Source organism: Tunturiibacter gelidiferens (assembly GCF_013410115.1).
GTDB classification, from domain to species: domain Bacteria; phylum Acidobacteriota; class Terriglobia; order Terriglobales; family Acidobacteriaceae; genus Edaphobacter; species Edaphobacter gelidiferens.
Genome location: NZ_JACCCV010000002.1, coordinates 2,204,250 through 2,219,910 on the forward strand (window position 1 = coordinate 2,204,250; position 15,661 = coordinate 2,219,910).

Annotated in this window: 8 protein-coding genes; 3 read left to right on the forward strand and 5 right to left on the reverse strand. The window is 54.0% G+C overall.

Annotated features, from left to right (window positions below):
- Positions 1–156 precede the first annotated feature (156 nt).
- Together HDF12_RS21240 and HDF12_RS22080 are read right to left on the reverse strand one after the other, a co-directional pair.
- Positions 157–2,370 (reverse strand): glycoside hydrolase family 3 C-terminal domain-containing protein, encoded by a 2,214-nt coding sequence (locus tag HDF12_RS21240; protein ID WP_179586730.1) that lies wholly within the window; start codon positions 2,368–2,370, stop codon positions 157–159.
- A gap of 298 nt (positions 2,371–2,668) precedes the next feature.
- Positions 2,669–3,919: a hypothetical protein gene (locus HDF12_RS22080; protein ID WP_218892525.1), complete on the reverse strand. Its 1,251-nt coding sequence runs from the start codon at positions 3,917–3,919 to the stop codon at positions 2,669–2,671.
- Positions 3,920–4,437: 518 nt separating this feature from the next.
- Here HDF12_RS22080 and HDF12_RS21250 point away from each other — a divergent pair.
- The 3 genes from HDF12_RS21250 (at position 4,438) to HDF12_RS21260 (ending at position 8,402) form a co-directional block, all read left to right on the forward strand.
- Positions 4,438–7,671 carry an outer membrane beta-barrel protein gene (locus tag HDF12_RS21250; RefSeq protein WP_373563979.1) on the forward strand — a complete coding sequence of 1,078 codons (3,234 nt, stop codon included), beginning with the start codon at positions 4,438–4,440 and terminating at the stop codon, positions 7,669–7,671.
- Positions 7,672–7,847: 176 nt separating this feature from the next.
- Entirely contained in the window at positions 7,848–8,072 is a 225-nt protein-coding gene (locus HDF12_RS21255; RefSeq protein WP_179586736.1) for a hypothetical protein, read from the forward strand.
- A gap of 9 nt (positions 8,073–8,081) precedes the next feature.
- Positions 8,082–8,402 carry a hypothetical protein gene (locus tag HDF12_RS21260; RefSeq protein ID WP_179586738.1) on the forward strand — a complete coding sequence of 107 codons (321 nt, stop codon included), beginning with the start codon at positions 8,082–8,084 and terminating at the stop codon, positions 8,400–8,402.
- A gap of 224 nt (positions 8,403–8,626) precedes the next feature.
- On the opposite strand, the gene HDF12_RS21265 is transcribed toward HDF12_RS21260, so the two are convergent.
- From HDF12_RS21265 to HDF12_RS21275, 3 genes are all read right to left on the reverse strand, one after another.
- Entirely contained in the window at positions 8,627–11,959 is a 3,333-nt protein-coding gene (locus HDF12_RS21265) for a TonB-dependent receptor (RefSeq protein WP_179586740.1), read from the reverse strand.
- 305 nt (positions 11,960–12,264) lie between these two features.
- The gene (locus HDF12_RS21270; RefSeq protein ID WP_179586743.1) at positions 12,265–14,067 is read right to left on the reverse strand and encodes an MFS transporter; all 1,803 of its coding nucleotides are present in this window, start codon (positions 14,065–14,067) and stop codon (positions 12,265–12,267) included.
- Between the two features lie 36 nt (positions 14,068–14,103).
- Positions 14,104–15,186 (reverse strand): amidohydrolase family protein, encoded by a 1,083-nt coding sequence (locus HDF12_RS21275; protein ID WP_257025762.1) that lies wholly within the window; start codon positions 15,184–15,186, stop codon positions 14,104–14,106.
- Positions 15,187–15,661: the final 475 nt, after the last annotated feature.

Consider the following 15,661-nt stretch of genomic DNA (forward strand, 5'->3'; position numbering starts at 1 on the left):
GTTCGGCGTTGGCGTCGAGAATTGGTTTCGTCACTGACGTGGCCTCTAGAGAGCCACGCCAGTGACAGCGCAGCGCACGCGAGCGTCAAAGAGCGGAATCAATACATTGCGGTTCTCATAGGTTCATCGCGGGGTGGGTTCGACGAGGGATCAATCTCAATGGATCCGAAGGCTCGCCCTCAAAGGGGTGCTCTCTGAAGACGGTCCAACCAGGATGCCGTATTCGCCATTAGTAAGCATCCATGTGTCCTTCGATTCGTCGAAGGTCTGCAGTTCCTGTGGATCGATGGCAACGGTGACATCCTGTGACTCGCCAGGCGCCAGAGTGACACGCTTCCAACCGACCAGGCGTTTGAACGATTCATCAGCTTCTTTGGGAAGAGTGGCGTAGACTTCCGCAATCTCAGTCCCTGTTTTTTTGCCCATGTTTTTGACTGTAAAGCGGACTGTTTTCGCGGATGAATCGACGCTTAGGCCGGAATACGCGTAGGACGTATAGGAAAGGCCAAAACCGAACGGAAACAACGGTTGCTTATGCTGGGCTTCGTACCACTTGTAGCCGACTTCGGAACCTTCATCGTAGTGGACCGCATAGCTGGAGACGCGCGTTTCGGAGTTTACAGCATAATGTCCTTGTCCTTCGTCATTCGGAGGAAGGGGCGCGATCGAAGGGCGAGGAAGGTCCGCCTCTCTCTTTGGGAAGGTCATCGCCAGCTTGCCAGACGGATTGACGTCCCCGAGAATGATGTTTGCTAACGCCTTGTGCCCGGCGCTGCCCGCATACCAAACCTCAACAACCCCGGCCACCTTGTCGAGCCAGGGCATAGTAACGGCAGTTCCTGTTTCAAGAACAACGATCGTACGCGGATTGACTGCCGCTACTTGCTCGATCAGCGCATCCTGGTTGTCCGGAAGCGAAAGATTCGGCAGGTCCATACCTTCGGACTCCCACTGATAGGCGAAGACAATCGCCACATCCGCGGTCTTTGCTAAAGATGCCGCTGACTGCAGATCCGTCCCCGGATCAAAGTCAATTTTCGTGTTCGGCAATTTCGCTCGCAGCGCCTGTAAGGGGGAAGTCGGAAACCAGATGTGATCCTGCCAATGCGTTGCGCCTTTACCAGGGGGCATAATGGCATTGCCGCCCGGCGGGTCAACTTGTGCAGAACCACCACCGGAGATCATTCCGACATCCGCATGGCCGCCGATGATTGCGATGCTGTGGACCTTGGACGGAATGATTGGGAGCACGGCCTGGTTGTTCTTTAGGAGAACTATGCTCTTTTCTTCGATACGCTGCGCAACCTCAAGCCCTTTTTCTACGTTGACCACACCCTTATGCGGAGGATCATCCACGATTCCAGCTAAAAACTCTGCGTACAAGACCCTGCGAGCATGGTCATCGATCTCGGACAGAGGTACTCTCCCTGCGTCTACCGCCTCCTTTAACTTCAGCCCGAAATAGTCGGCCATAGGCTGCTCTTGATCGAGTCCGGCAGAGGACGCCTTCTCCGTACTGTGCGTGCCGCCCCAATCCGAGATCACGAAGCCTTTGAATCCCCAGTCCTTCTTGAGAACATCCTGCAGCGTGTAAGAATTTTCACAACCGAAGTCTCCATTGATGCGGTTATAAGAGCACATCACGGCGCCGGGATTGGCGATAGAGATCGCAATGTGAAAGGCCAATAGATCGGACTCCTGCATCGCACGTTTCGAGATGACAGAATTCACAACGAACCGTCCTGTCTCCTGGTCGTTGACGGCGTAGTGCTTGATATCGCCGATGACGTGTTGACCCTGCTCACACTTCATCATGTTTCCAACTAGAGTGCCGGCCAGAAGCGGATCTTCGCCCGCGTACTCGAAGGTCCGCCCGTTTCGGGGCTCGCGAGTGAGATTCACGCCGCCTCCCAGAGTCACATCGAAACCTTGAGCCCGAAGTTCGCCGCCGATCACTTCGCCGAATTGGCAAGCGGACTCTGGATCCCAGCTCGAAGCTGCACCCAGATTGGAAGGCATCGCCGTCGAGTATCTTCCATTCGCGCCGCTGGCTCTCACGCCGTAGCCGGCATCCGAGATGATCAGGGGAGGAATACCCAGGCGCTCGACACCTTGAGTGTAACCAGCGCCGCCATTGGTGAGAGGGGTTAGAGGCATCCTCCACTGCGACTCGCCTGACATACCGTTGCCATGCACCAGAGCCAACTTTTCATCAAGAGTAAGTTGTTTGAGGACCAGCTCCGAGCGGTCCCCTGGAGACAGGTGTGAATCCATCCAAGGCCGGTTCGTTTGCTGAGCCGGCGCTATGCCGACTCCAATGATGGCTGCCGTAACAATCAAAAGGGGAAGTTGCGAGTTGCACTTCTGCATCGGGTCTCCAGGTCGCCCAGCGATGCTGCGCTGGCGAGAATCAAGGCCAGAAGAAATCGCTGCAGTGCGAGAAGGGCGACTACGATTACAGAATCTAGTGGAATGAGGTGAGGTAAAAGCTCCAACGGGTACGAGCACAGTTCTATCCCAATAACCATGTATTTATCTTGAAGTTATCGTTAGAAGGCTGGACCGTCACATGGCACGTATCATACGGCAAAGTTAGTGAGACACGCCTCGAGGGATCGGTCGCAGCCGACCATGGAGCCATAGCGCTGTCGATGAAGAGGCTAGTGACCTACCGCCAGGTCTCGACAGCGAGCACCGTGGGAGGGCCTGCGTGGCCTTCGATGACATTCGTTTCGATCACAGCTTCCAGATTGAGTTGGTCCCAGTTCTTAGGCGCCTTCTTCAACATCTCATCGAGATACGCAGGCTTAAAGACGACCTCGCTGGCAGCTTCGGTGCCTTCCCCTAGAATCCCCGCAATGATAATGACTGGCTGGCCCGTTACGCTGTCATGGATCCTGGCGATGATGGCATAGTCCTTTGCCAACTTTGTGTAAGGCACCTGCCATTGGAGGGTCCAAAACCTCTTCTCGGGACTCTTGCGGTCTACGAGCCTTCGCACCTGCGAATCGTACTCGAATCCGAAGGGTAGATCCTGGGTAATCCGCATGGTCCAAACGTTATCGAAGGCGCCAATGAGCACGACGGGGCCTTCGCGTAGCTGCGTATAGCCGATTTCTGAATCGGAAACAACGCGAAAATCGCCGCCCTTTGGGACCAGAGGAACAATGGATCGCGCCAACGTGATCACGTCCGAGACATCGAGCCGGCCATAGAGGGGCATCCCGTTCGGCGTGGTGCGCTCTCGATCTACCGCATCTATCGGTTGCCCAAGGCAGTACGTGACCTTTCCTGAAGCTGCTGTCACCGGTTCCCAAAAGCGTTCCAAATTCGACGGTTTCCGGGGGATTTGGATACGGCCCATTCCGAATCCTGCGAAAAGGGCCAACAACAATAATGTTGCGATAGAGATCCATCGATGCCTGGTCAGCACTGGAGGAGGTAGAGCTGCCTCAGCAGATTTAGACTCGGTTGTGGGAGAGTCCTGAGGCGTCGCCCCGTTCCTCTGCGAGACCAACGATCCGGATTCGAGGTTCACGGAGACCGTTGGATCCCGGAACGAGGGAACGTATGAGCCTACCGAAAGTTCGACTATCAGCTCTCCGAAATGATCCGTGTTGTAGAAGTACTGGATCAACCTCTTCCGGACTTCGGCCGCTGTCGTACGGACTACTGGATCAAGGTTTACATCGTAGTTTGGCTCACGTCCAAAGGCCTCCACACCTATCGTCCGTTCCTTTAATTCGCCCGCATTGCCAAGCAGCGTTTGCTCGACCGTGTAAGCCAGAAACACGGGATAGCGCTTGCTGTTTGCGAATAGCGGGTGCGCAAGGAGCCGTTTCAGCTGATCGCGGACAGCACTGGCATCTGGCGGGAAACTGTGTCCAGCCTCTTTTTCGGATTGTGGCAACAATGGCATCGTGAGTTCTGCTGATTCTCTTCCTGCTTTTCGGGTTTGGCGACCGGCGCTGCGTCCACCTCGACGCGTTGCTGCGCAAAAGCAGGGACGCAGAGCCCACCGGCGACGGCATAGAGCCGGGGACCAACATCAACCCCTCATTATTCCATATTGACAACTAGGATTTGGAGGTATCATACATTCCTTTTTGATCACGTGGCCACCCACGGTAAGTCCTTCAAAAGAAGGTATCTATCCAGCAACGAATTGGTCCCTACCCGTTAGCTCTTATGACGTTGTGCCGTAGTGAATAGAGTCATCCTTTCTGATTCCGCGGAACGAAAGTGGTCACGAGATTCCCCATGTCGGCCAACAGCAGCTCATACAGAATCGGCATTTTTTTCTCGCTTTGTGTCGTTTTGAGAATGTTTTTTCCTTGTAATAACGCTCTCTCGTTTGCTGTTTGGGCGCAGGCGCCAACCTCAAATTGGAACGGTGTACTGCGCACGGACGGGTTCCTGGCCGCAAACGAGGGAACGGTGCTGCTCGATTCGGGCACGAATCACTATTCCGCAGCTGTGAATAAAGAAGGGGCTTTTTCGTTCCAGAACCTTAATGCCGGCCTCTACTCAGTGACTGTGCGTGTCGCTGGGAACTTCTACCGCAGCGCGACCCAAGTCTCTATCCCATCAGCGGTTGAAGGCGTAACGCTCAAGCTGGGCCGCGACGGCTCGGTGGAGATGGCCAACACGCAGATCGGAAGAGTAGTTGACACCGATCAACTCACGAATAAGGGAGTGAGTGAAATCCCGCTCAACAAAAGGGACTTTAGCCAAATTCTGCTACTCGCTGCCGGAACGTCCAGCGACACCAATGGAGCCTCAAACTTCACCCAGCAGTTCGCGATCAACGGCCAGCGAGGTGTGGAGGCAACTTTCTCTCTCGATGGAGCGGACATCAGTGACCCGGAAATGGGTGGCGGGACGTTCACTAATTTCAATGTTGACGCAATACTTGACCTGAAATCGTCGTCCGGGGTGATGCCGGCCGAAATAGGTCGTGGCGCATCTGGCTATACCGATATTTTGACTCGACCTGGAACAAGCGACCTGCATGGATCGTTTTTCGAGTTTCTGCGAAACTCCGCTCTCGATGCCCGCAACTACTTCGATCATCCTTCCCCGGTAAGTCCGGGACGCATTCCACCTTTCAGAAGAAATGAGTTTGGATTTACAAATGGAGGTCCTGTTCCGATTTCTCGTTGGCTCGGCAACAGCAAGCAGATCTTCTATTTCATCGAGTACCAAGGCTTCCGCCAGGTATTAGGAACGACCCAGGTTCTTTCTGTTCCAACCGCAGAACAGCGATCGGGCATGGATACGACGGCATTCCCAGGCGACACGCTCCTTGTTCCGGTGAACTCCTCGATCAGCCAGATACTGGCGCGATATCCGCTGCCTAATTATCCAGCCGGAACATTTGGCGCGAACACGTACGCAACTTCATCCAAAGTGAATACGGACGCAGATCAGTTTTCCGGCAGGCTTGATTTTCAGAGCGGCGCCAAGGACCACTGGATGGCGCGATTCTCTCTCGACAATCTCAGCGGCCCAACGACGAATCCAGATCAAACGGTTATAGATCCGAGCTTCGGTGTGGAATATGTCGATCACCAGCGTAATGGCGTGTTGACATGGATACACACTGCATCGCCGAGTCTCACGTTCGAATCATCGCTGAGTGCTATTCGAACGACCCCCTCTTTTCCAACTCCCAATACAACTGACCCAGCCGTCAAATTCAACGACGCTCTCCTCGAGCCGTTCAATGCACCAGGCGGTTCCGTTTCCAGAGACTACGGAAACTTATTCCAGGCTCGAGAGAATGTAACGTTCTCGCGCAACGCCCATACGGTCAAGCTTGGCGCTGAGATTCGACTGAACCGTGACTCCGGTTATTACGGATCCAGCCCTAACGGAGAATACGACTTTGGCGGAGGAACAGCGTACTCCGCAGTTGAAATCACATCTGCAAGCGGTTCTCACACTATCAATGTTGGAGATCCTTTGCCCGATACCTTATCAGCGTTCCTTACCGGTAGCGCGTTTGCGTATACACGAGCTGTTGCACCCAGCTATTTCTCGAACGGCAAAAATATAGGCCCCACTGCGATAAACCGGACGGCAATCGCAGCCTACGCGCAAGACACCTGGAAAGCCACAAGCCGCCTCACGATCGGCTATGGAATGCGTCTCGAACTCTACACACCGATATCGGATCGGGCCCATCGTACTTCCGGATTTTTCCCCTCTCCCGGCGGTGGTCAAGTTTTCTTGATTAATCCTGAACCCAGGTACCGTACGCGAATGAATAATTGGGGGCCACGTCTGCAAGCTGACTATCGCTTACGCCCGACCCTGGTACTCCATGCCGGTGCAGCTTTGACCACGATTCCGCCCAATATCTGGCAAGATAACATGCTAACGGGCAATCTGCCGTTCGTGTTCTACCCTCGAGTGACGGCTGGACCGACGGCATTTGTCCCCTACGGATTTCAGTTCACTCCAGCGCAGTTACCCCGCGTCTATACGCCGGACGGTACCGACATCTTTGCCAATCGACGGCCCAACGATGTCCCCGCCAACACGGAAGTTGATATCGATCGTCTGGAGCAAGGAATTGCAGATGCTTCCGAAGGAGAAACAACTCCGCTCAACGTAGGAGCGATCAGCAGGAACTTTGGGAACGCGGGTCTCGGCACGTGGTCTCTTGGCCTGGAACAGTCCATAGGACAAGTGACGCTCTCTGCCGCTTATGTCGGCACAACCGCTTATAAGCTTCCGCGCGTCGCATTTCCCAACGCCTATCCTGGCGCGACAGCAGAGTTTGCTCCATATACGCACTTCGACGCCGCCGGCCAGGCTGTCGGCGGGTTCGGGACCGAAAGCGAGATGACGGCGACTTCGCACTCCTCGTACAACGCTCTACAGGTCTCCGGTCAAGGTCAAACGCCGCATGGCGGACCTGGCTTCCAGGCGAACTATACCTGGTCGAAGTCGATTGACGATGCCAGCAGTGTAGGCGGGACCTCTGCCACCAGTACTGTGGGAGCAATCGCGCAGGCAGCGCCACAGAATCCTTTCGATACTCATCCGGAACGCGGTCCGTCAGTATTCGATACAAGGAATTCATTCTCACTGAGTCTCACGCAGTCTCTTCCGGTTTATGCGATCCACCCGTTGAATCACGTGAGCAGTAAACTTACTCGCGGCTGGCAGTTGATCAGTATTTCATCGCTGTCTGGCGGTACACCTTTTACCGTCTATACAGGAATTCAGCAAACGGGTGCAGGGTCGGCCAATGCGGACAGGCCCGATCAGATCGCAAAGCCATCGCTATCCACTGCGAGGCCCAAGAGAGAGGACTACTTCGGGCGCGGAAGCGACAACGCTTCGTTTTTCTCAATCCCAAATAACGTTCCGGGAGGAACGGGCCCTAATCAAGGGCGCTTTGGAACTCTCGGACGGAATACCTTTCGAGGACCGGCTTATTACGACTATGACTTTTCTTTGGTCAAAGACACGCCGATCGGAAGAAGACGATCTGGAGCTGAACTCACCAACTTGCAGTTCAGGGCTGAGTTTTTCAACATGTTCAACATCGTGAACATGGGGCTTCCGTCGAACACAATCCTTGGGTCGGGCTTTGGCCAGATCAATCGAACGAATGGCAACTCCCGTCAGATTCAGTTTTCTCTGAAGCTCGAATACTAAAGGTCTTCGGTCCCGTGCGCATGATCCAGGCAGTCTGGTTCTGACCGGTCGGAATGATTGAATCGTGAATTGCGCCAATCGGCTTGACGCCGCCCATTTTGGTCCAATCTACAATCTGCGAATCGATCTCGGGGTCGATGTTCACTGGCGCGAAACGTGCGGATTGGGAGGATCGGATGCGGAATAATCAAGTCAGGGTCATTGCTTTGGCATTTGCTCTGCAGATCGCCTTACCTGACGCAGGTCGGCAGGCAGTTGCACAGGCCGGAAAGGCCGCCTATCCGGCGGTGGCTCCCCTCGATCAGTACCTGATATCTGACGAGAAATCCGAGATCGCTCTGGCTCGCAATGCTGCACCCGGTTCCATTTCCGATGGAGCCGAAGTGATGGTGCTGGGGTGAAGGGCGCGAATGGCTTTCTCTGCATCGTGGAAAGGTCGTGGGGCAGAGCACAGATCAGGCGGAGTTCTGGAATCCGAAGATGCGCCCCCATTGCTCAATGCTCAAGCCGCGAGGAGCTTTGCGCCGATCTACCTGATGAAGACCAGGCTTGTACTGGCAGGAAAATCGAAGGCTGAAATCGCGCAGGCAATCGCGACGGCACTGAATTGGAAGGAGCTGCCCGCGCTGGAGTCTGGCGCGATGGCTTACATGATGTCGAAGCAGCAGTCCTTGAACGACCGGGATAAGGTCTGGCACTCGCATGCGATGTTTTTTCTCCCGGCGACATGACGAAGAGCTGGGCAGCCGACGATCCCAACTCACCTGTCAGGTAGCGCATGCACAGAGACTGGAGTTTGATTGGACTTAGGCACAAATGCTTGTGTCTCCACCGGAGACACGAGTGCGTGATGTGAGCCACGATCGATCCTGTGCTGCCTGTGCTCACCAACATCCCAGGCTTTCTCGTCCGAGCAGGTTGTGGGTTCGACGATAGCTAACCGGACACTCCCACTCTAGAAGACGAATCTGCCGCTGACCAGCCCGGACCTGGGACCACCGAAGCTCTTGGCCGTTGTGCTGGTGATCTGTCCGACGCTGTTATCAGTGATGGTGACGTTTGGATCTCCGAAGTTTGTGTGATTGAGTACGTTTGTGAAGCTTCCTCTCAACTCGAAGCTAGTCTCCCTGAACGCCGGGAAGCTCTTGAACAGAGCAGCATTGAGCGCGTTCATGTTGGGACCCTCGACAGTACCGAACGATCCGCTACCGAACGTTCCATTTTGAGGGACTGCGAAGGCCGTCGCATTGAACCAATTGGTGATCGATCGTTTACTTTGAGGAGCGAGAGATCCACCCACACGCTGAGCCGCGCCGGCGAACTGATTGGTGTTTGAAGGATCTGGCCCGCTAAAGCCGGGAGAGAGGAAATCGCCGCTTTGAGACAAGTACGCTGCGCTTAATCGCCAGCCGCCAATAAAGCGCGACGCGAAGTTATCTGCGTTCAACAGACGCTCGCCTCTACCGAAGGGGAGTTCCCATATCAGGTTGGATACGAAGCTTACCCGGGGTGTGTACTTTGCATTTCCTTTTTGACGCGAGAGGTTGTAACTATTCTCAGCCGTGACGCCGCCCTCGATGCCATTTGCCAGAGTGTCGTCATCGTCGGTGAGATTTTTCGCCCAGGTGAATCCAGCCTCGTAGCTGAGACCATGGCGGAAAGTGCGGTTTACCTCAGCCGACAACGCGTTGTAGTTTTCGTATCCGCCGTTTCGGAAGAGATAGGCAGAGTAGAAGAGAGGATAAGGAGTCGCACTTTGCGAGAATGGCGTCGTGCTCGCAGGGACCTGGTTGACGTTGGTGGCATAGGTCAGTTTTACAGCTCGCGTGCCGATGTACGACAAGCGGAGGCTGGTAGCGAAGCCGAGGTTCTGTTCAAGCGTGAGATTGAACTGCTGTACATAAGGATTGCGGTAGTTATGGTCGAAGGTCTGAATGCTGACAGCCCCTGCTCCAATGCCCCCCGCCGCGCTGTTGATTGGATGCTGAAAGTCGACAAGTGGAGCGCCGTTCACGAGACCGTTGGTGTAGCCAACGGTGACTCCATAGGGTCCTCCGTAGAGATACGAGAACAGGGCCGCGCTGATCTCATCATTGAAGATTCCGTACCCGCCACGGATCACGGTGTTCTCATCCTTGAATGGCCGATAGGCAAAGCCAAACCTTGGATAGGCGGCCAGCTTGAACGAGTTCCTCATGCTGCGATCAGGGAAGCCAGCGGTCTGGGCAGTTTCGATAGGAATTTCAGACGGAAAGACTGGATTGATGTTTTGCTGTGCGATGGTGAGATTGGGAACGACGATAGCTCCGGTTTTGGGATCGAATGATGCGATTACGTTGTACTTGTCAACTGCCGGGCTGTTGTACTCATAACGCACCCCGAGAAACAGCGTCAGATTTCGCTTGATCTTCCAATCGTCCTGAACGAAGGCATTGAGATCCCATAGCCGTGAGTACTGGGGCGTGCGCGGATAGGTATATCCAGTCGTTTGGGGCAGACCAAGAAGAAAGTCTGCGTAATCGAAGTTCGAAAAAGACCCGGTGAAGCTATAGCTTCCGAAGGTCGGATTGAAGTACTGCTCAGCTTGCATGGGCCTGTACTCTGCTCCCGCCTTGAACGTATGTGCGCCGCGCTCGTATGTCACCTGATCCACGAATTGAACGGTCTGCTCTGTGGGCTGACTGTCTGGCAATTGGTAGGGCGACGTGAAATTGTTCAGGGAGACAGAGGGGATACCTGTTTTGTCATCGGGTGCGACCTGGAGACCTGTAATTCCCAGGGAGTCTACTAGCGGCTGTCCCGCAATTTCTCCGCCGAAATCATTCGCTGTGTGCGTCAGGCCAAACTTGGCGACATTGATCATGTGGGGAGTGAGTATCCAGGTATCGGACAACACCCCTTGCCAAGTATGTCGCTTTTGGACGCGGTATCCCGTCAGTGAAGGCGGAAGGCCACTATCGAGGACTTCTGGAGAAGACCTGATGTATCCGACACGGGCAAAGATTGTGTTGTGCGGCGAGAACGCATAGTCGCCCCTTAGATAGTAGCGATTGGTATAGATATGCTGAGGATATGTTCCTCTGAAGTTAGCGATGTAGCTCGTTGGCGATCCGAAGTTTGGCGAAGGATAGAACGTATTTTGCCAGGTCAGCGCCCCTGCGTTGAGCATAGGCTTGGGAATCGTATTGTTCTGAAACGGAGTTCCAGTGTACGGGTTGTTGATGACAATCGGATTCGGTCCCTGGAGCAGCGCACTAAAGTCGCCGCCGCGCATTGCGAGAGTGGGCACGCTAGGGTTGATCGATATCGGCTGCGCCTCTCTTAGGAATTCGCTCGAGGCGAAGAGAAATAGCTTGTTCTTGATGATTGGTCCGCCGATGTTGGCGCCGAAATCGTTCTGGACAAGGCCGCCTACGCTGTTCGCAAAATAATTCCTTGCCTGAAAGGCGTTACTCGCGTAGTTCTCGAATACATCTCCATGGATTGCATTTGTGCCGGATTTTGTGATGACGCTCACGTTGAGCAGTTGTCCGAGTTCGGCTTTATTGTTGACCGCAGTGTACTCAACCTCCTGGATCATTCCGAACGGAGGAAGCGACGGACCGACCATATTCCCGTAGAGAGCCGAATTTGAACTGATTCCATCGACGTTGTAATAAGCCTCGCTGCCGCGCGATCCATACATCGACCAATCAAAGGAACCCCCAGCCTGGGACCCGCCAGGTAACAGTGAGGTATAGAAGAGCAAGCCGCTGTCGCCTGTCGAGTCCGACGTGCTCAACAGATTTGACGAAGAATTAGTCAGAGTCTGAGCCGATACGGTACTTGAAATCGAAGGCATCTCCGTCTCGATGACCGAGTCTCCCGCAGTGACCGTAACTGTCGAATTGGTGCTTCCAACCTTCATGGTCACGTCAGTGCGCAGAGTTTGCTGGGAAGCGAGAACCACTCCTGTATCTATGACCGCGGCAAAGCCGGGAGTTTCAACCTTGACGGTGTAGGTGCCGGGGTTCAAACCTGCAACAACGTAATCGCCCTTCGAGTTTGTGGTTACACTTCGGCTGATGTTGGTGCCGTCGTTCGTAACAGTCACCTGAGCATTGGGCAAAACGGCTCCATCCTGCGTGGTAACGGTTCCGGTAATAGCACCTTCCGTTCCCTGACCGAGCAGCGGCGAACAAAGCAGAAGAAGGGCAAGCGTGACGAGGCAAAGCGATTGCCACAGTTGCCGGCATAGACGGAGTTGGCGGGCGCCACTAGCAATCCGTTGCGCGAATTCGGCTTTCATTGGACAGTTCCTCCGTTTAGTTACTCCATTACCTGAGATACATTGGCCTGATTGCTACGGCCGTCGGCATTCTCTTATATTCCGTTTTATTACGATTTATGGTTTATAGAGAGGAACAGTAACAGATATGACAGCGATGTCAAGATTAAAAGAAATCTAACGTAATATTGTTGAATTTACTGTTGGTTGGGTGCAGGGCTTAACCTGTCCGGACTTGCAATCGGGTCCCCTCGATCACAAACGAAGCAGTTCTTAAAAAATGCGCCGCTGCTAGGTGAGCAGCCGCTTCATGAGGAGCGGCACGGTTAGCTTCCCAAGGCTTCGAAGTGCTGCTCAATCTGCTCCAGGGTCTTTCCTTTGGTCTCCGGCAGGAAGAAGGTTGCGGTGATGAAGTAGATCACTGTGAACCCGGCAAACAGAAAGAACATAGTCGAGTAGCCGTATTTACTTACGACAGGGAGAAACAGAACCGCCAGTGTGGTCGATACGAGCTGATTGATCACTAGCGCGACACTCATTCCGATGGAGCGAATTCGCGTTGGCATTAACTCCGAAAGCGCAAGCCAGACGCAGACTCCGGGCCCTACTGCAAAGAAAGCGATAAACGCAAACAGCGCGAGCGCCACCAGGTATCCGTGAGTCCGATCGGGAATTTGACCGATTCGCGCTCGTTCAATTGTCAAAGGCGCGGTCCGAGCAGCGTCGAGATCAGAGAAAGGATTCTTGAAGAAGGCTTCGATCCTGGTCGCAGGAATGGAGCTTGCCCGAGTAACCCGGAGGGGTTCTGCCGCAGGGTCGTCTGAGCGTACGAAAGTAGTCGCCCCGGTAAAGCCTCCGTAGGAGTAGATCACCGCCAGCGATGCATGGGCACCAAGCGAGGTCGTGTCTTCGTGACCGCTGGCCGTTAGTAGACGATCGGCTTCCGGTTGATCGAACTTAAGGATCAACTCCTGTTGCGGCCCTACGAGAGATTGGACAGCGCCGCGACACTCCAAATTGGATTTTTCCGTTTTCCAAAATAGCGTTCCGATTGTGATCAGCGTCGCCATCAGGCCCGTGCTACCCAAAATGAGCAAAAACCTGCGTCCCTTGCGATCGACGAGTGTCATTCCTACGATCGTCATCAGGAAGTTTACGGTAGTAAAGATGACATATCCCCAATGCGCTGCTAAATCGGAGAGGCCGCTTTGTAGCAGAATGCTTGTGTTGTAGCCGATGATCGAGTTGACGCCGGTCGCGGTGTTACAGAAGAGAATCACGCAAGCAAGTAGAAATGGAATGAGGTACTTTCTGCGAAAGAGACTCTCTGTGTTCTTCTGACCTGATCCATCCGGCATCCCGACATTCAGCGAACGCTCTTCCATCTCGCCGAACTCGAGCTCCGCCATTGCCGGTGTTCGCGAGCGAAGGAGTGCCGCCATAGCACGTTCACGATGGCCAGCGCGAAATAGATGGCGCGGAGACTCCGTGACGAAGATACTACCGAGAACGAATAGGACTCCGGGCGGCAGCGAGATCCAGAAGATGTGTCGCCACGCACGATCTTTGACCTGAAACAACGCCGCGGCATCGGACGCACGCGCCACAGCTTCAACGCGATAGCTGTAGTAAATTCCGATCAATGCTGCGGCTACGATACCGAGCGTAAGCAGCCACTGAAATATGCCCGTTCCTTTACCGCGATTGGTTGAAGCGAGGCATTCCGCGAGATAGAGGGGAACCACCACACCGATAAATCCCCCACTGATGCCCTGCAGGAGTCGTCCAACAAATAGAGGACCGTAGCCATGGGACAGCGCGATGACGGGAATGCTCACAACAAAGACGAGGCCGCTCAAGGTCATCATCGGTTTGCGGCCCATCCAGTCTGCGAGCAGCCCGGCGAAGATGGTCGAGATGACGCTACCGAGCAAGACAGCCGCCACAATCACCGAGAGCTGTCCGGCATTCAATCCTGAGGTCGCCTCCAGATAGGGCAGCGCTCCCCCGATGATTCCGATGTCCACCCCATAGAGCAGGCCGCCGAGTCCGGCTACACACAAGAGCAAAGCGTTATAGCTGTGTTGACTTGAGGCTGATGCGGAAGAGGAACTAGCTCCAGAGATCATAGGTCGTATTTGCTCCCGCCAGCAGTATCTCAGGGGTCATTCCTGCTCCCAATTTGACTTTAGATTTGGCAACAAACGCAGCGCATTGTCTCGATAAACCTTCCGTAGAACATCCGCCGGCAAGTCCATTCCATAGATGTTCCAGCGTCCTTGGCGAGATGCGTGGGTGGGGTATTCGAAATATTCGTCCGCCGTCTCCAGGAACCGATAATAGAGACGATACATCTCGACTTCCGGAACAAGATCGGCGCCGAACAAAATCCGATCTGCAAAACGCAGGAAGAACTTCCGCGCCGAGTAGGGTTGCCGCCCCAGTTCGGATGCCCTCGCACTGATATCCACCAGCACATTTGGATTTGCATCCAGCATCGCAGATACACGCTGAAGATCTTCTGCATTCTCGGCAATGTGAGCGGCGACGAAAGTTGTCCCCGGATGTCTCTTGAAGACGCGATCCCGCTGGTCGAGCAACTCATGTTTGCTGAACTCGGCGCCAAAGAAGCTCCAGTCGGGATGAGCAGCCAACTCCTCATAGCGCTCGTTGTTCGCATCAATTGGAAGGAAAAAAGCCTCGGGGTCTCCAATATGCACCATCACCGGAATGCCGAGCTGCCCGGCTTTGTCAAAGATCGGAGCAAGACGTTCGTCATCAACGTGTAGGAGCTGTCCGCTTGCATCACGCACGGACAAGCCGAGATCCTTCCAGAACTTGAATCCGATGGCTCCATGCTCTACCAAACACTCAAGCCTGTCGATGCTTACGCTAACAAAATCGTCGCGCTCGACGCCTGTCCAATCCATCCAGCCGATGGTCGAGAAGCGTGTAGCATCCGCCGATCGGTAACGATCTATCATGCGGATAGCCTCTTCTCCCACCTTCATCGTGATGTTGACGATGTGCTCGATTCCGCAAGCATCCATGATATCCAGCACATGTTTTGGATCCTGTGCATCAAGGTGGTTGTGATAGTCAATGACCGGAAAGCGTGGAAGTAACACTTGGTGGCGTGGCGTGGTCAGCATACAGCGTGGATGAAAGTCGCTGAGCGGAAGCGTGACATCGGCCGTTGCCGATACCATGGCGATAAACTTGTCCTGTGTGTTCTGTTCCGACATCATTTCCTCATTCTTGAGGCGTTTGCTTTTTCGATTCGAGAGTCTCTTTTCGTCGCCGTTTAGCTCCTGTCAGGCTCCGGCACGTGGAGAGATACGATAAGTGAGACTATAAAACGAAACATATCATTATTTCTATATATTTCGTTTATGCTAAAAGATAATCACTTCAATCACCGAACTCGGGGCTAACGCACTATGTTCAACTTCCTCTCCTGTCGATTTAGACGCAAGCTGTTAGGCTCATTGTTTCCCATTCTGCTTTGCAATGGTCTATTCGGCTTTGCTCAGGAGCAGAGCTTCTCTGCCAAAGACAACACCATGCTGCACGCCGGTGACCTGTCTCTCGACATCGGGGTCGTCAACCATCATTTTGCCGGTCTTCACGTCCATGATGGCTTTTCAAATAGAACAATTGATCTGACAGAATCCTTCATCCTTGTGTTGAAAGACAAGCGTGTGCTTCGTTCAACGGAGATGC

Excerpts from the sequence above, each read along its gene's own strand:
- HDF12_RS21240 (WP_179586730.1), bottom strand. The coding sequence starts at position 2,370 with ATGCAGAAGTGCAACTCGCAACTTCCCCTTTTGATTGTTACGGCAGCC.
- HDF12_RS22080 (WP_218892525.1), bottom strand. The coding sequence starts at position 3,919 with ATGCCATTGTTGCCACAATCCGAAAAAGAGGCTGGACACAGTTTCCCG.
- HDF12_RS21255 (WP_179586736.1), top strand. The coding sequence starts at position 7,848 with ATGCGGAATAATCAAGTCAGGGTCATTGCTTTGGCATTTGCTCTGCAG.
- HDF12_RS21260 (WP_179586738.1), top strand. The coding sequence starts at position 8,082 with ATGGCTTTCTCTGCATCGTGGAAAGGTCGTGGGGCAGAGCACAGATCA.
- HDF12_RS21265 (WP_179586740.1), bottom strand. The coding sequence starts at position 11,959 with ATGAAAGCCGAATTCGCGCAACGGATTGCTAGTGGCGCCCGCCAACTC.
- HDF12_RS21270 (WP_179586743.1), bottom strand. The coding sequence starts at position 14,067 with ATGATCTCTGGAGCTAGTTCCTCTTCCGCATCAGCCTCAAGTCAACAC.
- HDF12_RS21275 (WP_257025762.1), bottom strand. The coding sequence starts at position 15,186 with ATGATGTCGGAACAGAACACACAGGACAAGTTTATCGCCATGGTATCG.